Origin of the sequence: Pantoea sp. FN0302, from assembly GCF_050113775.1 — a bacterium.
Classification (GTDB): Bacteria; Pseudomonadota; Gammaproteobacteria; order Enterobacterales; family Enterobacteriaceae; genus Mixta; species Mixta alhagi.
Genome location: NZ_JBNJSM010000001.1, coordinates 1,506,874 through 1,528,704, shown reverse-complemented (window position 1 = coordinate 1,528,704; position 21,831 = coordinate 1,506,874). Strand labels below are relative to the sequence as shown.

The window sequence follows — 21,831 nt, the reverse complement described above, 5'->3', positions numbered from 1 at the left end:
TACCTGTTTGCTTTAGCGCGAGCCAACGTTTAACGGGGCCATTTTGGCCCCGTTAAACGTTATTTTCCACTCAGCTCGCTAGCGTATGCGCTTGCATCTGCTCCATTAACTCCCGGATCCATGCCATCCGCAGTTTACGCTCGGCTAATTCACGGGTAAATTTCAGGCGGGTTGGCCCTTCCAGCCGCCACTGCTGCGGATCTTTTTGCAGCAGGCCAATCAACCAGGTGGGATCGACGCAGTTTTTCTCGGCAAATTCGATAAAACCACCTTTTTCGCTGGCCTCGATGCGTTTGACGCCCAGCTGCCGTGCCTCCAGCCGTAGCGCGGCAATATCCAGCAGGTGGCGAGCCGCATCGGGAAGGTTGCCAAAGCGATCGATCAACTCCACCTTCAGATCGTCCAGCTCGCGGCGATCGCCAGCGCTGGCGATACGCTTGTAAAAAGAGAGCCGGGTACTGACATCAGGAATAAAATCATCAGGCAGCAGCGCTGGCATACGCAGTTCGATATCGGTCTGATTGCTGGTTAGATCTTCCAGCGAAGGCTCGCGACCCTCTTTCAACGCATCCACGGCATTTTCCAGCAGCTCCATATAGAGGGAGAAGCCGATAGTTTCCATCTGGCCGCTCTGATCCTCCCCCAGCAGCTCGCCTGCGCCACGGATTTCTAAATCGTGGGTGGCCAGCGCGAAGCCTGCGCCCAGATCCTCCAGCGAGGCGATCGCCTCCAGGCGTTTATGCGCATCGGTAGTCATCGCTTTCGGCGGCGGCGTCAGCAGCCATGCATAGGCCTGGTGATGTGAACGGCCTACGCGTCCGCGTAGCTGGTGCAGCTGCGCCAGGCCAAAGTGATCGGCGCGCTCAATGATAATGGTATTGGCGGTAGGGATATCGATACCGGTTTCGATAATGGTGGTACAGACCAGTACGTTAAAGCGTTGATGATGGAAATCATTCATCACCCGCTCCAGATCGCGCTCGCGCATCTGCCCGTGACCAATGGCGATGCGCGCTTCCGGCACTAAATCTGCCAGCCGCTGGGCCGCTTTTTCGATATTTTCCACATCGTTATACAGGTAATAAACCTGGCCGCCGCGCAGCACTTCGCGCAGGATCGCCTCGCGCACCACCAGGCTGTCATATTCCCGAACAAATGTTTTCACCGCCAGGCGACGCGCGGGCGGCGTAGCGATAATCGACAAATCGCGCATGCCGCTCATCGCCATATTCAGCGTTCGCGGGATCGGCGTGGCGGTTAATGTCAGAATATCGACATCTGCACGCATCGCTTTAATACGCTCTTTATGGCGTACGCCGAAGCGGTGTTCCTCATCGACTATCAGCAGCCCCAGATCGTGCCACTTCAAATCGCTCATCAGCAGCTTATGGGTGCCGATTAAAATATCTATTTTACCGTCGCTGGCCTGCTCCAGTATCTGCGCCTGTTCTTTGGCGCTGCGGAAGCGGGAAAGCATTTCGATGCGCACCGGCCAGTTTGCGAAACGGTCGCGGAAATTATCATAGTGCTGCTGGGCAAGCAGGGTAGTCGGCACCAGCACCGCCACCTGTTTGTTATTCTCTACCGCCAGAAACGCCGCGCGCATCGCCACTTCGGTTTTACCAAAGCCCACATCACCGCACACCAGACGATCCATCGCCAGCGGCTGACACATATCGCTCAATACAGCATGGATCGCCTGGGCCTGGTCCGGCGTGGTTTCAAATGGGAAGCTGTCGCAGAACATTTGGTACTGCTCACGATCGTATTTAAAGGCGTAGCCCGCCTTAGCGGCGCGCTGTGCATAAATATCTAATAGCTCTGCCGCCACATCGCGCACTTTCTCTGCCGCCTTCTGACGTGCCCGTGACCAGGCATCGCTGCCCAGCTTATGCAGCGGCGCATTTTCATCAGCACCGCCAGCGTAACGGCTGATCAGATGCAGCGAAGAGACCGGCACGTACAGCTTGGCGTCATTGGCGTAGGCCAGCATCAGGTACTCCGCCTTGATGCCGCCCGCTTCCAGCGTGGTCATGCCGATATAGCGCCCTACGCCATGCTCCAGATGTACCACCGGCTGGCCGGGATGCAGCTCTGCCAGGTTGCGGATCAGCACATCGGGATTAATGGTGCGGCGGGTATCCTGACGACGACGCGTCACGCGCTCACCCAGCAAATCGCCTTCGCAGATCAGGGCGCGCTGGCGCAGATTATCAACAAAGCCGCGCTCGCTGGCGCCGATGATCAGATAACGGCCCGGGGCAACGGCTTCGCTCAGGCGCTGAATCACCTTCGGCTGTAGCTTGATGCGTGCCAGCAGCTCCTGTAACGCCTCGCGGCGACCTTCGCTTTCCACCGAGAAGATCACCGCACCATCGAACGCCTCAAGGAAATGGCGCAGGTTATCCAGCGGCGCTTTGGCCTGAGGCTCTATCGCCAGCGGCGGCAGCGGCTGATAATCCAGGTTGGTGTTGGCCGCTTTATCGGGCAACGCCTCGCTGCTCATACGAATGCGCGGCCACTGTTTTAATTCTGCAAACAGGCCATCAGTACGCAACCACAGCGATTCCGGCGGCAGTAATGGGCGCATCGGGTCTACGCGGCGGTTTTCAAAACGCGCCATGATATCCTGCCAGAAGCGTTCCGCGCTGGCTTCCAGATCGCCGGTGCTGACCACCAGCGTATCGCGCGGCAGATAGCTGAACAGCGGCACCAGCGGCTGTTCAAAAAACAGCGGCTGCCAGTATTCGATCCCGGCGGGCAGGGTGCCTTTGCTCACCTGCTGATAGATATGTTCCGGCTCGCGGCGCACATCGAAATGTTCCCGCCACTGGCTGCGGAACAGCTCAATGGCGGCTTTATCAGTGGGAAACTCATGGGCGGGCAGCAGGTTAATTGCCTCCACCTCTTCCAGCGTGCGCTGGCTGTCGACGTCAAACAGCCGCAGGCTGTCGATTTCATTATCGAAAAAGTCGATGCGATAAGGCTGTTCGCTGCCCATGGGGAACAGATCGAGCAGCGCGCCGCGCGTGGCATATTCGCCATGCTCCATGACCTGATCGACATGACGATAGCCCGCCTGTTCCAGCTGATCGCGCAGCCGGTCGCGTGACAGCAGCTGTCCTTTATGCATCACCAGCGCATGACCGTGCAGGAAATCGTGCGGGCAGTAACGCTGCATCAATGTGGTCACCGGCAGGATCAGCACGCCGCGTTCCAGCGTCGGCAGGCGATAAAGCGTCGACAGACGTGCAGAGATAATATCCTGATGTGGAGAGAAGCTGTCGAAGGGCAGAGTTTCCCAGTCGGCCAGGCTCAAAACCGGCTGGTGGGTAAACTGTTGAATTTCATCCTGCAGGCGCAGCGAGGTTTGCATATCAGGCGCAATCAGCATCACCAGCCCCGGGTGACGCTCGGCGATTTCCGCACATTCAACGGCGCAGGCGGCGCCGGTTAGCTGTCCCAGCTGGCGTTGATCGTTTGCCGCAGCGGGCAGGGCATAGCGAATCTGTTCAGGCATAGTCGTTTCGACGTTCTCTCTGTTTATTTCAGGGGCATAATCATTCCACAGAACGCGGCGGGGATCATCTGCTGCGGCAGGCTTTTTGCCAGGCGGGCGCTCTTCAGCCTTAACGTTAACTGGCGGTGTTGCGCTTTAGCGCGCGCGAGGCGAGAAATCATTCACATCATTCACAACGTGACGATCGCTATTTGCCCACTCCAGCTCTTTCTCCGCATGCAGACTCCAGGTGCCGTCATCCCATTGAACATGATAGCTGGCGGGAAAATTTCCCTGTGCGAAAACCGTAACCACCTGACCGCGAATTTCACCAGACTGATGTTTGACAATATTGCCTTTTAGATACTTACTCATAAGCGGCTCCGGTGCCAGCGGCACGGCTAATTAGTTACATTAACCCTTTAAATAGCAAGGGCAAGTATAGTGCAGATTAGCGCAGGGTAATCTTCAGCGTAGGAGGCTTTTTTGTGCAACAGAGCGCAGCGGAAAAATTCTGATGCATCTTTACCATTAACTCGGACGGGTAAAGGTTCCATAAAACAAGCGGCTCCTTTATCATCCTGACTACTTTTGCTTTTTGCTACGCATAAGACGGATCTCATGTATCAACCTGTCGCGTTATTTATCGGTTTGCGCTATATGCGCGGACGTGCCTCAGACCGCTTTGGTCGGTTTGTTTCCTGGCTTTCCACTATCGGCATCACCTTAGGCGTGCTGGCGCTGGTTACCGTTCTGTCGGTAATGAACGGTTTTGAGCGCGAGCTGGAAGGCAATATTCTTGGCCTGATGCCGCAGGCGCTGATCACCAGCGACAAAGGCTCAATCAACCCGCAGCAACAGCCCGCCAGCAGCCTGAATTTACAGGGCGTACAGCGTATCGCGCCATTAACCACTGGCGATGTCGTGCTGCAAAGCGCGCGTAGCGTGGCGGTGGGCGTGATGCTCGGCGTGCAGCCTGATGAGAACGATCCTCTGACGCCTTATCTGGTTAATGCACAGCAGCAGGCGCTGCAGCCGGGGCAGTACAACGTGATCCTGGGCGAGCAACTGGCTGCACAGCTGGGCGTGAAGCGCGGCGAGCAGCTGCGTCTGATGGTGCCGTCCGCCAGCCAGTTTACCCCGATGGGCCGCCTGCCCAGCCAGCGCCTGTTTAATGTAATCGGCACCTTTGCCGCCAACAGCGAAGTTGACGGCTATCAGATGCTGGTAAACCAGCAGGACGCCTCGCGGTTAATGCGTTATCCGGCGGGCAATATTACCGGCTGGCGGTTGTGGCTGGATAAACCGCTGGAAGTGGACAGCGTCAGTCAGCAGCCGCTGGCGGCGGGCCTGGTATGGAAAGACTGGCGCGATCGCAAAGGCGATCTGTTCCAGGCGGTGCGCATGGAAAAAAACATGATGGGGCTGCTGCTGAGCCTGATTATCGCCGTAGCGGCGTTTAACATCATTACCTCGCTCGGCCTGCTGATCATGGAGAAGCAGGGCGAAGTGGCGATCCTGCAAACCCAGGGGCTGACGCGGCGGCAGATTATGCTGGTGTTTATGGTGCAGGGTGCCAGCGCCGGCATTATCGGCGCGCTGCTCGGCACGCTGCTGGGCGTGCTGCTGGCCAGTCAGCTTAATAATTTGATGCCGGTTATCGGTATGTTTCTTGATGGCGCGGCATTGCCGGTGGATATCTCTTTCTGGCAGGTGATTGCCATTGCGCTGACGGCGATGGCGCTGGCGCTGTTGTCGACGCTTTATCCATCCTGGCGCGCTGCCGCCGTACAACCTGCTGAGGCTTTACGCTATGAGTGATTTGAATCTGTTACAGTGTAACCAACTGTGCAAACGCTATCAGGAAGGGAGCGTGCAGACAGACGTGTTACGCGACGTCAGTTTCACCATGCGGCCCGGCGAAATGATGGCCATTGTCGGCAGCTCCGGCTCCGGCAAAAGTACGCTGCTGCATCTGCTGGGTGGTCTGGATGCGCCTACCTCCGGCGATGTGCTGTTCAACGGCCGCGCGCTTAGCAGTATGTCTTCGGCGCAAAAAGCTGAGCTGCGTAACCGCGAGCTGGGCTTTATCTATCAGTTTCACCATCTTCTGCCCGATTTTACCGCGCTGGAAAACGTGGCGATGCCGCTGCTGATTGGCAAAAAAAGCAAGCAGGAGGCGCAGGATCGTGCGCTGGAAATGCTGCGTGCGGTGGGCCTGGAAAAGCGTGCAGCGCATCGTCCTGCTGAACTTTCCGGCGGTGAACGTCAGCGCGTGGCCATTGCGCGTGCGTTGGTCAACAACCCGCGCCTGGTGATGGCCGATGAGCCGACCGGCAACCTGGATGCCCGTAATGCCGATGCGATCTTCGATCTGCTGGGCGAGCTGAACGTGCGTCAGGGCACCGCTTTTCTGGTGGTGACGCACGATCTGCACCTGGCGAAACGGCTGCCCGCGCAGCGCGAAATGCGTGACGGTCAGCTCAGCGAGCAGGTCACGCTGGCAGGAGCGCTGTAATGGCTTCATTATCCTTACTGTTAGCGACGCGCTTCAGCAGCGGACGGCGGCGTGGGGGCATGGTTTCGCTGATTTCGGTGATCTCCACGCTGGGCATTGCGCTGGGTGTGGCAGTGTTAATCGTTGGCCTGAGCGCGATGAATGGCTTTGAACGCGAGCTGAATAATCGCATTCTGGCGGTGGTGCCGCACGGTGAAATCGAACCGGTTAACGACCCGCTTTCCGGCTGGCAGTCGCTGTTGCCGCGTATGGAGCAGGTGCCGGGCATCGCCGCCGCCGCGCCGTACATCAACTTTACCGGTCTGATTGAAAGCGGTGCGAAGCTACAGGCGATTCAGGTGAAAGGGGTCGACCCCGCGCAGGAAAAGCGCCTGAGCGCGCTACCGCAGTTTGTGCAGAATAATGCCTGGGCCAGCTTTAGCGCCGGTAAACAGCAAATCATCATCGGCAGCGGTGCGGCGAAATCGTTAGGTGTCAGGCAGGGCGACTGGCTGACGGTGATGATCCCCAACAGCGACGGGCAAAATAAGCTGCTGCAGCCCAAGCGTATCCGCTTACAGGTCAGCGGCATCCTGCAGCTCAGCGGGATGCTCGATCATAGCCTGGCGCTGGTGCCGCTGGCCGATGCGCAAAAATATCTCGATATGACGGACAAGGTAACCGGCATTGCGCTGAAAATGAACGATCCTTTTAACGCCGTTAAGCTGGTGCGTGATGCGGGCGAGGTAACGAAGGCCTACGTTTATATCCGCAGCTGGATCGGCACCTACGGTTATATGTATCGTGATATTCAGATGATCCGCGCCATTATGTATCTGGCGATGGTGCTGGTGATTGGCGTTGCCTGCTTTAATATTGTTTCCACGCTGGTAATGGCGGTGAAAGATAAAAGCAGCGATATCGCCGTGCTGCGCACGCTGGGGGCGAAGGATGGTCTGATCCGCGCGATCTTTGTCTGGTACGGGCTGCGTGCCGGTTTGTTGGGCAGCGTAAGCGGCGCGGTGGCAGGCGTGCTGGCCGCGCTGTACCTGACGCCGCTGATGCGCGGAATTGAACATCTGACCGGACATCATTTTCTCTCCGGCGATATCTACTTTATTGATTTCCTGCCTTCAGAACTGCACTGGCTGGATGTGGCTTCGGTGCTGGCGACCGCTATCGTTTTGAGCCTGGTGGCCAGCTGGTATCCGGCGCGGCGTGCCAGCCGTATCGATCCGGCACGCGTGTTAAGCGGGCAGTAGGTTTATCGTGGCGGATAAAGCGATGTTTTACGGTTTCGATATGGGCGGCAGCAAAATCGCCCTCGGCGTTTACGATGCGCAGCGCCAGCTGGTATGGAGCAAGCGCGTCCCGACGCCGCGTGACGACTACGCGCAGCTGCTGGAGAGTTTTACCCGCCTGACGGCGGAGGCGGATGCCATTACCGGCCAGCGCGGCAGCGTTGGCGTAGGCGTGCCGGGCCTGCCCAATCCCGACGATGGCACGCTCTTCACCGCCAACGTGCCGGCGGCGCAGGGGCAACGCCTTGGCCGCGATCTCAGCGAGCGGCTGGGACGTGAAGTGCGCATCGATAACGACGCTAACTGTTTCGCGCTCTCCGAGGCCTGGGATGAGGCGTTTCGCGCTTATCCGGTCGTGCTGGGGCTGATCCTCGGCACCGGCGTCGGCGGCGGGCTGGTGGTTGACGGCAAGCCGGTCTCAGGACGCAGCTTTATCACCGGTGAAGCGGGGCATATGCGCCTGCCGGTGGATGCGCTGGCGCTGCTGGGACAGGATATTCCGCTGCGACAGTGCGGCTGCGGTAAACGCGGCTGCATTGAAACCTTGCTTTCCGGTCAGGGTTTCTCCTGGCTGTTTCACCACTTTTATCAGCAGACGCTCAGTGCGCCCGTGATTATTGAACGCTATTATCAGGGCGATCCACAGGCGCAGGCGCATACCGAGCGCTTTCGTGCGCTGCTGGCGGTTTGTCTCGGCAATCTGCTTACCCTGCTCGATCCGCATTTAGTGGTGCTGGGTGGCGGATTGTCTAATTTCGCAGCGCTCTATGACGGGCTGGCAGAACAGGTGCAGCCGCACCTGCTGCCGCGGGCGAAGCCGCCGCGCTTTGCACAGGCGCGTCATGGCGATGCGGGCGGAATGCGCGGTGCCGCATTCCTGCATCTCAGGTAATTAAGGAGTTTTTATGCGCACACCCCGTCGGCGTTTACGTATTGCGCGCTTTCGTAAAACCAGGCGCAAGATGCATCAGCGTTTCCGGCAGCGTATTTTTGAACGGGATCGTAACGCTGAGCTGGCGGCACATCCGCAGCCTCGGGTGGTGGTGTTGACCGGTGCAGGCATTTCCGCCGAATCGGGCATTCGTACTTTTCGCGCCGATGATGGCCTCTGGGAAGAGCATCGTATTGAAGATGTCGCTACGCCGGAGGGCTTCAGGCGCGATCCGGCGCTGGTGCAGGCATTTTACAATGCGCGCCGCCGCCAGCTGCAGCAGCCGGAAATCCAGCCTAATGCCGCGCATCTGGCGCTGGCGGAGCTGGAATCGGTGCTGGGTGACAACTTCCTGCTGGTTACGCAGAATATTGATAACCTGCACGAGCGCGCCGGTAGCCAGCGCGTGCTGCATATGCACGGCGAGCTGCTTAAGGTGCGCTGTGAAATGAGCGGGCAGGTGCTGGAGTGGACCGGTGATTTAAGCGCCGATGATCGTTGCCACTGCTGTCAGTTTCCTGCCCGTCTGCGCCCGCACGTAGTCTGGTTTGGTGAAATGCCGCTGGGAATGGATGACATCTATCAGGCGCTCTCTGAGGCGGACTATTTTCTGGCGATCGGCACCTCCGGTCATGTCTATCCGGCCGCAGGTTTCGTACATGAAGCGAAACAGCAGGGCGTCCATACCGTTGAGCTAAATCTGGAGCCGAGCCAGGTGGGTAATCAGTTTGCTGAAAAGCACTACGGGCTGGCGAGCGAAGTGGTGCCTGCCTGGGTAGAGAAGTTTCAGAAAGGGCTTTATCGGCTGGTATGACCCTGCCTCAGGCCGTTGTCAGTAGCTGATTTCAGCGGCAGGGTGATGCGGCCTGATAACTATTCAGGGCATGCGGGGGCTTCTCCCGCATGCCCTTTTACTTTTGCATGCCAGCTGGGTGTTCCGCCAGCTGTTGTTAACGTCCCGCCTTCAGCTTTTGGAACAGCATCTCATACTGGACGCTGGCGTCGCCAACGTCATCCTGCCACTCGCCATTTTTGATCACCTCTGCAGACGGATAGAGTGACGGATCGTTAGCCACGCTGGCCGGTAGCAGCTTTTTCGCCGCCAGGTTCGGTGTCGGATAACCGATGGTTTCCGCCACCTGCGCGGCAACATCCGGACGCAGCAGGAAGTTAATCAGCTTCAGTGCGCCTTCTTTGTTTTTCGCATTTGCCGGTATCGCCAGGCTATCCATCCAGAAAATGCCGCCTTCTTTCGGCCAGACCACTTCCAGCGGGGTGCCTGCCTGACGTGCGACATAAGCCGAACCGTTCCAGATCATGCCCAGATTTACTTCGCCTTCCATAAAGGGATTGCCGGGATTATCGGAATTAAATGCCAGCACATTTGGCATCAGCTTTTTCAGCTCTTCATATGCGGCATTGATCTCTTTAGCATCGCGGGTATTACCGGAATAACCCAGCTTACGCAGCGCCACCTGGAAAACTTCACGCGCATCGTCGGTTAACAGCAGGCTCTGCTTATATTCCGGCTTCCACAGATCGGCCCAGCCGGTAACGCTTTTTGCATCCATCGCATCGGTATTAATGCCGATGGCCGTTGCGCCCCAAATGTACGGGATCGAATAATCATTGTTGGGATCGAACGGCTTGTTCAGCAGGCTCGGATCGAGATTGCTGAAATTGCTCAGCTTGCTTTTGTCGATTTTCTGGATCATGCCTTCGTTGCGCATTTTCGCCACAAAATAGGTGGAAGGCACCACCAGGTCATACGCGCCATCTTTATAAGTTTTCAGCTTGGCGTACATGCTTTCATTGGATTCGTAGGTGGAATAGATCACCTTAATGCCGGTCTCTTTGGTGAACTGCTCCAGCAGCCCCGGCGGGACATATTCAGTCCAGTTATAGAAATAAAGCGTTTTGCCGTCATCAGCGGCCTGCGCGCTCTGTAAGCCCAGCGCCAGCGCCCCAGCCGCCAGCCAGTAACCCCATTTCTTCATGACTTTTCCTCTTATTTTGTTTTATCACGCAGCAACAGCTGACTCGCGGCGACCAGCAGCAGCGACAGCACCATCAGGATGGTCGCCAGTGCGTTCACCTCCGGCGAAACGCCGACTTTTACCATTGAGTAAATTTTCAGCGGCAGGATCTCAAAGCCTGGCCCGGTCACAAACGAGGAGACCACCACGTCATCCATCGACAGGGTAAAGCTCAGCAGCCAGCCTGCGGCAACGGCAGGCATCGCCAGCGGCAGAATAATTTTACGCAGGATGGTTGCTTCGCTGGCCCCCAAATCGCGTGCCGCCTCCAGCATCCTGACATCGAAGCCTTTCAGGCGTGAGTAGACGGTAATCACCACAAACGGCAGGCAAAAGGTAATATGCGAAACCAGCAGCGACCAGAAGCCCAGCGAAATCCCCAGCAGCATAAACAGAACCAGCAGGGAGATCGCCATAACAATATCGGGCGACATCATCACCACAAACAGCATACCGCTGACAAACGGCTTGCCGCGAAAGCGGTAGCGGTAGAGCGCCACCGCCGTCAGCGCGCCGATCAGCGTGGCGAAACTGGCTGAGAGCACGCCCATGATCAGCGAATGCTGCGCCGCCTGGATCAGGCTATCGTTGTTCATTAACAATGCATACCACTGGGTGCTGAAGCCCTGCCAGTTAATGCCGAAACGCGAGGCGTTGAAAGAGTTAACGATCAGGATAACGATCGGAATATACAGCCAGGCATAAATAAGAAACATAAAGCCGCTGCGTAATGTTTTAACCATTATTCCAGCTCCACTTTCTTGTTCAGCATGCGCGCTGCACGCCAGTAGAACAGCAGCATCAGGCCCATCACCAGCGTCAAAACAATGCTGGTGGCCGCGCCAAACGGCCAGTCGCGAATATTCAGGAACTGACTCTTAATCACGTTGCCGATCAGCAGGTTTTTCGCGCCGCCCATCAGGTCAGCGACAAAAAACAGCCCCATCGCCGGCAGCAACACCAGCAGACAACCCGCAACAATGCCCGGCATCGTCAGCGGTAAAATAATGCGCCAAAATGTTTGCAGCTTGCTGGCACCGAGATCGCGCGCCGCCTCCAGACAGGGCTTATCCAGCTTTTCCAGGCTGGAGTAGAGAGGCATCACCATAAACGGCAGCAGGATATAGACCAGCCCCAGCACCACCGCTTCGGAGGTATACATAATGCGAAAAGGCTTATCAATTAGCCCCAGCCATAGCAGAAACTCATTGAGCCAGCCACGCGTGCTGAGAAAAATTTTCAGGCCATAAATGCGGATCAGCGAGTTGGTCCAGAATGGCACAATCAGCAGAAACAACATCACCGGGCGGATACGCGCCGGCAGCTTTGTCAGGCACCAGGCGAAAGGATAGCCGAGCAGCAAACAGCAAAGCGTGGCGATCAACGCCATATTGAGCGAATGCAGCAGTACCGAGGCGTAAAGCGGATCGAGCAGCCGGGTATAGTTATCGAAGGTCAGCGCCAGGCGGACAAAACTGGCGTCATCACGCGTCAGAAAACTGGTGGCGATAATCATCAGGTTGGGCAAAAACACAAACAGCACCAGCCAGCCGACGATCAGCGTGATAATGGTTTTCTGAAAGCGGTTACGCATCATTTTCATCAGGCAGCACCACCTCCCAGCTTTCAACCCAGGTAATCGCCATCTTTTGATTCAGTGAATGGTCAAAATCGGGATCGTCCTCGTTAAAGAATTCGCTGACGGTCACCAGCTTGCCGTTTTCCAGCTCAACGGTGGATTCCAGCGTCATGCCTTTGTAATTGCGTTCGCGCACAAAGCCCACCAGGCCTTCTGCACCTTCGTTATCACTAATTTCTTCAACGCGCAGATCTTCCGGACGCAGCAGGACATGAAGATGCTGACCGGCAACCACCGGAAAGGGCACCAGAATATCGCATTCGCGCCCTTCAACGCGGGCGCGGACGCGCTGATTATCCAGCGGCGCAATAACCACCGCGTCGAACACGTTGATCTCGCCGATAAAACGCGCCACAAACAGGTTAGCGGGTTCTTCATAAATCTCACGCGGCGAGCCGTCCTGCTCAATACGTCCGTCGCGCAGCACCACGATGCGATCCGACATGCTGAGCGCCTCTTCCTGATCGTGGGTAACGAACACAAAGGTAATGCCCAGCTTACGCTGCAACGCTTTCAGTTCATTCTGCATCTGTTTGCGCAGCTTGTAATCCAGCGCCGACAGCGATTCATCCAGCAGCAGGACTTTAGGACGATTCACTACCGCGCGCGCAATGGCAACGCGCTGCTGCTGGCCGCCGCTGAGCTGGTGCGGACGGCGATCGGCAAAACTGTCCAGCTGCACCATCGCCAGCGCCTCGTTAACGCGCGCAGTAATTTCTGCCGCTGGCGTTTTTTGCATGCGCAGGCCAAAAGCGACATTCTCAAACACCGACATATGCGGAAACAGAGCATAGCTCTGGAAAACGGTATTAACGTGGCGGTGTTCGGCGGGCGTGGCGGTAATGGTTTCACCGTCGAGAACGATCTCCCCGCTGTCGGTCTCTTCCAGGCCCGCGATCAGGCGCAGAATAGTGGTTTTACCGCAGCCTGAAGGGCCCAGCAAGGTAATAAACTCGCCGTGGTGTATGGTCAGGTTAAAGTCGGCAATAATTTCTTTGCCGTCAAAAGCTTTACTGATGCCAGAAAGCGTAACCAGCGCCGTTTGCGCGCGTGTTTGCGTCATTTTAGTCACTCAGCCCGAAGTTATCGGCAGTCAGGGCTGCCTGTATGTGTGTAGAGCCGGTCGCTACGGTCAACCAGCCAACAAAGTCAGGGGCGCGATGATACCCTAAAAACGCGCTAATTCCATGCTTGCAGGCCAATAACCGCTATTTACCTGGATAAAAAAGCGATTTACCTTTTTGCACACTACGCTTTAACACTATGACCTGACGCAATATGTTGGCAACGCAGGCTTTCCATAATAGCTCACTGCCATTGAGAGAGAAGAAAGATGACAACGCTACTCGACCGGTTTTTACACTATGTTTCGTTTGATACGCAGTCGCGTCCGCATGCGCGCCAGGTTCCCAGCACGGAAGGGCAGTGGCAGCTGGCCAGGGAACTGCAGAAAGAGCTAACCGAGCTGGGGCTGAAAGATGTAACCCTCAGCGAGCACTGCTGCGTGATGGCGACCTTACCGGCAAATGTGGATTATCCCACGCCGGTGATCGGCTTTATTTCTCACGTTGATACCTCGCCCGATTTCAGCGGCAAGCATGTTAACCCGCAAATTGTTGAGAACTATCGCGGCGGGGATATTGCCCTTGGCATCGGTGAAGAGATCCTGTCTCCGGTGATGTTCCCGATACTGCATCAGCTGACCGGCCATACGCTGATCACAACCGACGGTAAAACCCTGCTTGGCGCAGATGATAAGGCGGGCGTGGCGGAGATCATGACTGCGGTGGCGCAGCTGGCGCAGGGAGATATTCCGCATGGCGAGATTCGCATCGCCTTTACGCCAGATGAAGAGGTTGGGCGCGGCACCGAACATTTTGATGTCGCCGCCTTTGGCGCGGACTGGGCTTATACCGTTGATGGCAGCGGGCTGGGCGAGTTCCAGTTTGAAAACTTTAATGCCGCCTCGGTGACGGTAAAAATCGTTGGCAATAATGTCCATCCTGGTACGGCAAAGGGCGTAATGGTAAATGCGCTGGATCTGGCGATGCGCTTTCATGCCGAGGTCCCGGCCACTGAGAAACCGCAGTTTACCAGCGGCTATGAAGGGTTTTACCATCTGCATGGCGTTAAAGGCAGCGTAGAGCGTGCAGAGCTAAGCTATATCGTGCGCGATTTCGATCGTGACAGCTTTGAAGCGCGTAAGCAGAAGCTGATTGATATTGCCCGACGTGTCGGTAAAGGGCTGAATCCCGACTGCTATATCGACGTAACGGTAGAAGACAGCTATTACAATATGCGGGAGATCGTCGAGGCGCATCCACACAGCATTGAGCTGGCGTTGCAGGCGATGCGCAACTGCGGGGTAGAACCCGATGTGAAGCCGATTCGCGGCGGCACCGACGGGGCCTGGCTCTCTTTTAAAGGCTTGCCCTGCCCAAATATTTTTACCGGCGGCTATAACTATCATGGCAAGCATGAGTTTGCCTCGTTAGATATTATGCAAAAAACGGTAGAGGTGATTGTCGGTATCGCCCGACTGGCAGCTGAGAAAAAATAATAAAAAGGCGGCTGGATCTCTCCAGCCGCCGCAGGCGTTGCTCACCGGCAGATGCCGGCGCTGTTTTTCGCAGAGTCAGTTACCCTTCGTTGAAATACCAGTAACCGTTATTGACCAGTCCGGCCAGCTGCGCCAGAAATGCCGGATCGTCCAGCGCGTCGGCAAAATCCTGCAGGCCCAGCGTCTGTTTGGCCGCCAGCGCATTTAAGGCTGCAGGCCAGGCGGATTCCAGCTGCTCGCCGTTAATAAACACCGCGTCGCCGATTTTCAGCACCCGCAGCCCGCCAAGACGTGACAGCTTATCGCCCTGCTGCAGGGCATCATAAATTTCATCGGGCTGATAGGGCGGCTCCGGCGGCGCAATATCCAGCTCATGACGCGACTGTGAAATAAATTCGCCAAACCACTGACGGAACTGCTCCGGCTGATCGATAACCTCCATCATGAGCTGACGGATGCCGTCGATCTCCTGCGGCAGGATCTCTGCCGGGCAGTCACGCGGCACGATCTCCGGATCGTTGTAGCGGCGGCTGCCCAGCTCGCGAGCCAGTACAAAATCAGCGAAGCCGCTGATCAGCTCGCGTCCGCTCGGCGCACGGAATCCCACGGAGTAGTTCAGCGCATTTTCCAGCGAGTAGCCTTCATGCGGGAATCCCGGCGGAATATAGAGGATATCGCCCGGTTCCATCTCTTCATCGATAATGGCGTCAAACGGTTCAACCTGTAGCAGGTCAGGATGGGGGCAGTGCTGCTTCAGCGGCACCTTTTCGCCAACGCGCCAGCGACGGCGGCCGGTGCCCTGAATAATAAACACGTCATACTGATCCAGATGCGGGCCAACGCCGCCGCCGGGCACCGAAAAGGAGATCATCAGATCGTCGATACGCCAGTCCGGTAAAAAGCGGAACGGGCGCATCAGCGCAGCGGCAGGCTCATGCCAGTGGTTAACCGCCTGAACCAGCAACGACCAGTTATGTTCACCCAGATGATCGTAACTTTCGAACGGGCCGTGGCTCACCTGCCATTTACCGTCCTGCTGACTTACCAGGCGACTGTCTACTTCGTTCTCCATCGCCAGTCCCGCCAGCTCATCCGGAGAGATAGGATCGATAAAGTTTTTAAAGCCGCGTTTCAGGATGACCGGGCGTTTTTGCCAATAATTTTGTAAAAAATCGGTCCAGTTAAGATCGAGCTGATAATCCATAAGGTTTTCCAGTACAGGCGAGAAAGGATAGCAAGTATATACTTGTTATCCTTGAGGTTGCATGTGCGTTGGCGCGCTTTGTTCACTCCGCTAACTTACCTGGCCGGAGAGCGCTGCGCTGCGGCCTTTATGCAACATGAATTATCCAGAGTATAACAGCGGCGACGCGGTTCTACTCAAGGTTATGTTCGACTTCCTGTCGCCGGAAAATCACTTTCATGCGCGCGCCGCCCAGCGCACTGGCTCCGGCTTCAATATCGCCTGCGTACTGCTCCAGAATATCGCGCGCTACCGCCAGCCCTAATCCCTGTCCCGGACGCAGCGTGTCCGCACGCTGGCCGCGCAGAAAGATCATCTCACGTTTGCTTTCCGGAATGCCCGGGCCATCATCTTCCACAATCAGCTGAAGGGTGGAGTCGGTCTGGCGCGCGCTGATTTCCACAAACTCCAGGCAATATTTACAGGCGTTATCCAGCACGTTGCCCATCACTTCCATAAAATCATTCTGATCGCCGACAAAGGTGATTTCCGGGGAAATATCCAGCGTCAGCGAGACGCCTTTACGCTGATAGACTTTATTCAGCGCTGAACAGAGGCTGTCGAGTTGCGCAGAAACCGAATGCAGTTCGCGTTTTAAGGGGTTGTGATCTGCCTGCATGCTGGCGCGATGCAGATAGTAACCAATCTGCTGCGAGATGCGGCTGATCTGCTCCAGCATAATTGGCTCAGCCTGCTCAACAGAGAAGTTTTTACCGCTGCGCAGTGAGCGTAGCGTGCTTTGCAGCACTGCCAGCGGCGTCTTCAGGCTATGGGTCAAATCGGAGAGCGTGGTGCGGTAGCGCGTATAGCGCTGGCGTTCATTGTCCAGCAGCAGATTCAGGTTGCGCACCAGGCTGCGTAACTCCTGCGGCGGATTGGGATCCAGCGCGTCACGCTGGCTGCTCTCCAGCTCGCGAATTTGGCTGGCCAGCGTGCCGATAGGACGCAGGCTCCAGTGCGCTGCCAGCCACAGCAGCGGGATCACCAGCAGCAGGTTAACCAACAGCACATAGCTGAACCATGACCAGACCACGTCGGAGTGTTGCAATTCCTGCGGAATCGAGTCGACCACCACGACTGTCAGCGCGGGCAGGCTGGTGGTGGCGTCATAACGATTTATCGCCACCGAGTGGGTAAAGGTGCCGTCGCCGTTATCATCATAGGCGTGCAGCTTGATTTTGGCCGCCTGATCATCGCCCAGCGCTTTGTCACTGGTCTGATTGCTGGTATCGATTTCGTAAAAGTCGGGCTTTTTCAGCCAGTCAGGACGGATTTTACGGCGAATTTCCGGCACGTCACGCTGCTGCCACAGCAGTCTGCCGCGCTCGTCGTAAATAAAAACCAGCGTAGGCGAGTTTAGCGTCATCTGCTTCGGCTGGGCTATGGTTAGCTGGTTATTCTTCCATTGCGCGAGGGTGTAAAACAGATTGCTTTCACCGCGCATAACGCGATAGGTGGTTTTGTCAAAGCTGACGATATAGCCAACAACCGCAACCATGCCATAGGAAAGAGAGAGGATCAGCACCACGGCAGCCGTCGCCAGCAGAAAGCGGGCGCGGAGCGAAAAAGGGCGTTTGCCCTGTAGGATTTTCATTGATGGTTAAATATCGAAGCGGTAGCCCTGACCGCGAACCGTAGTGATCACTTCCTGCGGATAAGCCGCCTGTATTTTTTTACGCAGCCGACCCATTAGCACATCAATCGTGTGGCTTTCGCGCAGCTCTGCATCGGGGTAGAGCTGCAACATCAGCGAATCTTTACTGACCACCTTGCCTACGTTACGGATCAGCGTTTCGATAATGGTGTATTCAAAGGCGGTTAGTTTGATTGACTGATCGTTTACCGTCAGTTCACGGCGTGAGAGATCGATATGAAAAGGGGCGAGGTTGATAATTTGCGAGGCCAGCCCGCTGTTGCGCCGCATCAGCGCCTGCATGCGCGCCACAACTTCCTCAATATGGAAAGGCTTGGTGACATAATCATCCGCCCCGGCCTCCAGCGCTTCTACTTTCGCCTGCCAGCCTTCGCGCGCGGTCAGTACCAGGATCGGTTGTTTAACCTCCTGAGCGCGCCAGCGACGGATTAACGTCATCCCATCTTCATCGGGCAGCCCCAAATCAACCAGCGTAATATCGGGTGAATGTTCAGCCAGAAAATAATCTGCCTCTTTTGCATCTTCAGCCGCATCGACCTGATGGCCCATTTCACGCAGCTGCACAGAGAGGTGATGGCGCAGTAAACCGTTATCCTCTACAACCAAAACGCGCATATGCCTTTCCTTTACAGATAATCTTGAGTTGAGTATAGAGGGGCACGGATAAACCGAGGGTTAACACAGAGCAATCCCGGACGCCAGGCGTCCGGGAAAAGGCTTTACTTCAGATCGTCGACCATCTGCACAGCGCGACCCAGGTAGTTTGCCGGGGTCATCTGCTTCAGACGGGTTTTCTCTTCTTCCGGCAGCGCCAGGCTGTCAATAAACGTCTGCATGCCAGCCGCGTCCACGCGTTTGCCGCGCGTCAGCTCTTTCAGCTTTTCATACGGCTTTTCAATGCCGTAACGACGCATAACGGTCTGAATCGGCTCCGCCAGCACTTCCCAGTTCTGGTCCAGCTCCGCCAGCAGGCGATCGCGGTTAACTTCCAGCTTGGAGATGCCTTTCAGCGTCGCCTGATAGGCGATAAGCGCATAACCCACACCCACGCCCAGATTACGCAGCACGGTGGAATCGGTCAGATCGCGCTGCCAGCGGGAAACCGGCAGCTTGGTCGCCAGATGCTGCATAACGGCATTCGCCAGACCGAGGTTGCCTTCTGAGTTTTCAAAATCGATCGGGTTAACTTTATGCGGCATTGTCGAGGAGCCAATTTCGCCAGCGATGGTTTTCTGTTTGAAGTGATTCAGCGCGATATAACCCCAGATATCGCGATCGAAATCGATCAGGATGGTGTTGAAGCGCGCAATACAGTCAAACAGTTCAGCAATATAGTCGTGCGGCTCGATCTGGGTGGTGTAGGGGTTCCAGCTGATGCCCAGCGAGGTGACGAAAGATTCGCTCAGCTGATGCCAGTCAACTTCCGGATAGGCTGCCAGATGAGCATTATAGTTTCCGACCGCGCCGTTGATTTTGCCCAGAATCTCTACCTGCTCCAGCTGACGCAGCTGACGCGTCATACGGTAAGTGACGTTCGCCATCTCTTTGCCCAACGTCGAGGGGGTTGCAGGCTGGCCGTGAGTACGTGATAGCAGCGGAATATCGCGATACTGATGCGCCAGATCTTTTACCGCATCAATCAGCTGCGTCCAGTAAGGCAGAATCACTTCGCGGCGGGCCGTTTCCAGCATCAGCGCATGAGAGAGGTTATTGATATCCTCAGAGGTACAGGCAAAGTGGATAAATTCGGAAACGGCATGCAGCGCCGGTACATCGGCCACTTTCTCTTTCAGGAAATACTCAACCGCTTTAACGTCGTGGTTAGTGGTGCGTTCAATGGTTTTGATGCGCGCAGCATCATTTTCATTAAAATTGGCCACAATCGCATCAAGGTAAGCGTTTGCGTCAGCGTCAAAAGCAGGAACTTCCTTGATCTCTGCAGTCGCGGCCAGTTTTTGTAACCAGCGAACTTCAACCGCAACGCGGAATTTCAGCAGGCCGAACTCGCTGAAAATGCCACGCAGTGGGCTGACTTTGTCGCCGTAACGACCATCGACAGGTGAGACGGCGGTCAGAGAGGATAATTCCATCAGAGCAACTCCTGGATCGTTAACTAAAGGTCTGGTGCATTCGGCCCGATCAGGCCGAAGGCATACCGGCTAAAATACGTTTCGCCTCACGGATAAGGCGGTTTCGGTAAAACATTAACTGCAGGCGGCCACCGCCAACCTGATGCCAGAGCACAGCGGAACGAATACCCGCCAGCAGGGCGGCGCGCACTTTGTTCTGTACCTGAGAATTTTGTAGCACCGCAGGTGACCCTGTCACCTGAATGCGTGGCCCGAGCGGACTAATCACATCCACATAAATTCCGGCCATGGCGGCGATAATGGTTTCGGAGTCGATATCGTAATGGCTCAGCTGGCGATCAAGCTGGGCAATGCGCTGGGCCAGCGTATCTAGGGCAGATTTATTGGCGCTAAGCTTACGCTCCAGCACCATCATACTTAGGGTATAACGCGTCAGTTCCGCTCCCAGCCCCTGACGGCTGGGGTTACTCAGCACCGCCAGCAGCGTTTCAAGACCAAAACGCAGCTGGGCTTCATCGTTACCGTAAACCGCCAGAGTGGAAGAGGGATTAAGATCGAGCAGGCTGCTCAGAGAGGTTTTTAACACCTGCGCATCGCACTGGCCCTGATGGGCCAGCTGCTGTGCCAGGTGCGCGGACTGGCAGATCCCTGCCAGCGCCAGCGTGATGTCATAATAATTTTTAGCCACGGTTACTCCTGTATACACATCGTAAGCCGCACGCGATTTATGCCGGCACCAGCGGTAAACGCTGTTCGATAATACCGCCGCCAAGGCAAATTTCGCCCAGGTAAAATACCGCGGACTGGCCTGGCGTCACAGCGGCCACCGGCTGCTCGAAGCGCACCTCAATGCGATCATCATCCAGCGGGGTGATAACGCAGGGAATATCTTCCTGACGGTAACGGGTTTTCACTACGCATTGCAACGGCTCACGCAGCGCCTGGCGATCGACCCAGTGCAGCTGTTGCGCAATCAATCCAACCGACATCAGACGCGGATGGTCGGCGCCCTGAGCGACGATCAGGCGATTACTGGCGACATCTTTGTCCACCACATACCAGGGATCGTCATTGCTCTCTTTCATGCCGCCAATGCCCAGCCCTTTCCGCTGTCCAAGCGTATGGTACATCAGACCCTGATGTTCGCCCACCGTCTGGCCATCAACGGTAACGATAGCGCCTGGCTGAGCAGGCAGATAGCGCCCAAGGAAATCGCGAAATTTACGCTCGCCGATAAAGCAGATACCGGTTGAATCTTTTTTCTTCGCGGTCACCAGCTCCAGCTGTTCAGCAATGCGGCGCACTTCCGGCTTCGACAGTTCGCCGACCGGGAACAGGCTCTGTGCAATTTGCTGGTGGCTGAGCGTATAGAGAAAGTAGCTTTGATCTTTGTTGCCGTCGAGACCGCGCAGCAGCTGGCTTTGACCATTGCTGTCCTGGCGGCGCACGTAATGACCGGTAGCAATATAGTCTGCGCCGAGATCTTCCGCCGCGAACTCAAGGAACGCTTTAAATTTGATCTCTTTGTTGCACAGAATATCGGGGTTAGGCGTACGGCCCGCCTTGTATTCTTCCAGGAAATGCTCGAAGACGTTATCCCAGTATTCGGCTGCGAAGTTAACCTTATGCAGCTTCATGCCAAGTTTGTCGCAAACGGCCTGGGCGTCGGCCAGATCATCCGCAGCGGTACAATACTCTTCGCCGTCGTCCTCTTCCCAGTTTTTCATAAATAACCCTTCCACCTGATAACCCTGCTGCTGCAGTAACCAGGCGGAAACGGAAGAATCGACGCCGCCGGACATTCCGACGATCACTTTTTTCTGGCTGTTGTCAGACATGACACACTCACGACAAGGAACAAAAACAGGCGGCGTATTCTAGCACGCGTGCGTCAGCGACGCATCCCCGACGCGGACGTTGCCTGAGCGGAAAGCCATTATCGATAAAACTGCACCATCGACAGCGGATAACGAACGCCGCTCTGCCAGATGCGTACGCTTTCCGCTACCAGCGGCGAACGCAGATGGTTAGCGGTTAAAATCTGCTGCGGCGGCAGCCACCAGCAACGGTCGATATCACTGTCCTGCGGATGGGTTTCCAGACGTTCCGGTAGATCGAGGGCAAACAGAAAACGGATAAAAGGCGTTTTATCCGGCGCGGTCCACTGTTGCACGCCGAGAAAACTGTTCATCTCCGCCTGAATGCCGGTTTCCTCATAAAGTTCACGGCTGGCAGCCTGCAGCAGGCTTTCCTCTGCTTCCAGATGACCGGCTGGCTGATTCCAGGTTGCTTTACCGTTAATGGTTTCTTCTACCACCAGCAGTTCGTCTTCCGCCTGCACAATGCAGGCCACGGTAACGTGCGGTTTGTACATAGGCTGC

General features: G+C 56.2%; 19 protein-coding genes. 6 read left to right on the top strand and 13 right to left on the bottom strand.

Annotation, left to right across the window (positions count from 1 at the left end; translation table 11 throughout):
- Window positions 1-70: 70 nt before the first annotated feature.
- On the bottom strand, window positions 71-3,520 hold the full coding sequence (mfd, locus tag ACQE32_RS07135; RefSeq protein ID WP_426973008.1) for a transcription-repair coupling factor: 3,450 nt from the start codon (window positions 3,518-3,520) through the stop codon (window positions 71-73).
- Between the two features lie 135 nt (window positions 3,521-3,655).
- A complete protein-coding gene (locus ACQE32_RS07130; RefSeq protein ID WP_426973007.1) occupies window positions 3,656-3,874 on the bottom strand; it encodes a hypothetical protein in 219 nt (72 codons plus the stop codon).
- A 246-nt stretch (window positions 3,875-4,120) separates the two neighbouring features.
- Between ACQE32_RS07130 and lolC the strand changes: the two genes are divergently transcribed.
- From lolC to cobB, 5 genes are read left to right on the top strand one after another with little or no spacing between them, the layout of a single operon-like run.
- Window positions 4,121-5,320, top strand: a complete 1,200-nt coding sequence (gene lolC / locus ACQE32_RS07125; protein ID WP_427021559.1) for a lipoprotein-releasing ABC transporter permease subunit LolC — start codon at window positions 4,121-4,123, stop codon at window positions 5,318-5,320.
- On the top strand, window positions 5,313-6,017 hold the full coding sequence (lolD, locus tag ACQE32_RS07120; RefSeq protein ID WP_426973003.1) for a lipoprotein-releasing ABC transporter ATP-binding protein LolD: 705 nt from the start codon (window positions 5,313-5,315) through the stop codon (window positions 6,015-6,017). Before lolC ends, lolD begins: the two co-directional genes overlap by 8 nt.
- Window positions 6,017-7,258: a lipoprotein-releasing ABC transporter permease subunit LolE gene (gene lolE, locus ACQE32_RS07115; protein ID WP_426973001.1), complete on the top strand. Its 1,242-nt coding sequence runs from the start codon at window positions 6,017-6,019 to the stop codon at window positions 7,256-7,258. Before lolD ends, lolE begins: the two co-directional genes overlap by 1 nt.
- Before the next feature lie 22 nt (window positions 7,259-7,280).
- Entirely contained in the window at window positions 7,281-8,189 is a 909-nt protein-coding gene (nagK, locus tag ACQE32_RS07110; protein ID WP_426973090.1) for an N-acetylglucosamine kinase, read from the top strand.
- A gap of 13 nt (window positions 8,190-8,202) precedes the next feature.
- A complete protein-coding gene (gene cobB, locus ACQE32_RS07105; RefSeq protein WP_426972999.1) occupies window positions 8,203-9,042 on the top strand; it encodes a Sir2 family NAD+-dependent deacetylase in 840 nt (279 codons plus the stop codon).
- Between the two features lie 136 nt (window positions 9,043-9,178).
- On the opposite strand, the gene potD is transcribed toward cobB, so the two are convergent.
- From potD to potA, 4 genes are read right to left on the bottom strand one after another with little or no spacing between them, the layout of a single operon-like run.
- Window positions 9,179-10,225, bottom strand: a complete 1,047-nt coding sequence (potD, locus tag ACQE32_RS07100; RefSeq protein WP_426972998.1) for a spermidine/putrescine ABC transporter substrate-binding protein PotD — start codon at window positions 10,223-10,225, stop codon at window positions 9,179-9,181.
- 11 nt (window positions 10,226-10,236) lie between these two features.
- Window positions 10,237-11,007, bottom strand: a complete 771-nt coding sequence (potC, locus tag ACQE32_RS07095) for a spermidine/putrescine ABC transporter permease PotC (RefSeq protein ID WP_426972996.1) — start codon at window positions 11,005-11,007, stop codon at window positions 10,237-10,239.
- Window positions 11,007-11,867 carry a spermidine/putrescine ABC transporter permease PotB gene (gene potB / locus ACQE32_RS07090; RefSeq protein WP_085072077.1) on the bottom strand — a complete coding sequence of 287 codons (861 nt, stop codon included), beginning with the start codon at window positions 11,865-11,867 and terminating at the stop codon, window positions 11,007-11,009. The genes potC and potB overlap by 1 nt, the downstream gene beginning before the upstream one ends.
- Window positions 11,851-12,966, bottom strand: coding sequence for a spermidine/putrescine ABC transporter ATP-binding protein PotA (potA, locus tag ACQE32_RS07085; RefSeq protein WP_426972994.1), 1,116 nt, complete (start codon window positions 12,964-12,966; stop codon window positions 11,851-11,853). The genes potB and potA overlap by 17 nt, the downstream gene beginning before the upstream one ends.
- Window positions 12,967-13,236: 270 nt before the next feature.
- Between potA and pepT the strand changes: the two genes are divergently transcribed.
- The gene (pepT, locus tag ACQE32_RS07080; RefSeq protein ID WP_427021558.1) at window positions 13,237-14,463 is read left to right on the top strand and encodes a peptidase T; all 1,227 of its coding nucleotides are present in this window, start codon (window positions 13,237-13,239) and stop codon (window positions 14,461-14,463) included.
- Window positions 14,464-14,542: 79 nt separating this feature from the next.
- On the opposite strand, the gene ACQE32_RS07075 is transcribed toward pepT, so the two are convergent.
- The 7 genes from ACQE32_RS07075 to ACQE32_RS07045 all read right to left on the bottom strand — a co-directional run bounded on the left by ACQE32_RS07075 (window position 14,543) and on the right by ACQE32_RS07045 (window position 21,824).
- On the bottom strand, window positions 14,543-15,667 hold the full coding sequence (locus ACQE32_RS07075; protein WP_250652410.1) for a cupin domain-containing protein: 1,125 nt from the start codon (window positions 15,665-15,667) through the stop codon (window positions 14,543-14,545).
- Between the two features lie 172 nt (window positions 15,668-15,839).
- Entirely contained in the window at window positions 15,840-17,300 is a 1,461-nt protein-coding gene (phoQ, locus tag ACQE32_RS07070; protein ID WP_426972991.1) for a two-component system sensor histidine kinase PhoQ, read from the bottom strand.
- Between the two features lie 6 nt (window positions 17,301-17,306).
- Window positions 17,307-17,975 (bottom strand): two-component system response regulator PhoP, encoded by a 669-nt coding sequence (gene phoP, locus ACQE32_RS07065; protein WP_085072073.1) that lies wholly within the window; start codon window positions 17,973-17,975, stop codon window positions 17,307-17,309.
- A 104-nt stretch (window positions 17,976-18,079) separates the two neighbouring features.
- Window positions 18,080-19,450: an adenylosuccinate lyase gene (gene purB, locus ACQE32_RS07060; protein WP_427021557.1), complete on the bottom strand. Its 1,371-nt coding sequence runs from the start codon at window positions 19,448-19,450 to the stop codon at window positions 18,080-18,082.
- Window positions 19,451-19,499: 49 nt separating this feature from the next.
- On the bottom strand, window positions 19,500-20,138 hold the full coding sequence (gene hflD, locus ACQE32_RS07055; RefSeq protein WP_426981477.1) for a high frequency lysogenization protein HflD: 639 nt from the start codon (window positions 20,136-20,138) through the stop codon (window positions 19,500-19,502).
- Window positions 20,139-20,175: 37 nt separating this feature from the next.
- Window positions 20,176-21,288, bottom strand: a complete 1,113-nt coding sequence (gene mnmA, locus ACQE32_RS07050) for a tRNA 2-thiouridine(34) synthase MnmA (protein ID WP_250652413.1) — start codon at window positions 21,286-21,288, stop codon at window positions 20,176-20,178.
- A 98-nt stretch (window positions 21,289-21,386) separates the two neighbouring features.
- A complete protein-coding gene (locus ACQE32_RS07045; protein WP_250652414.1) occupies window positions 21,387-21,824 on the bottom strand; it encodes an NUDIX domain-containing protein in 438 nt (145 codons plus the stop codon).
- Window positions 21,825-21,831: the final 7 nt, after the last annotated feature.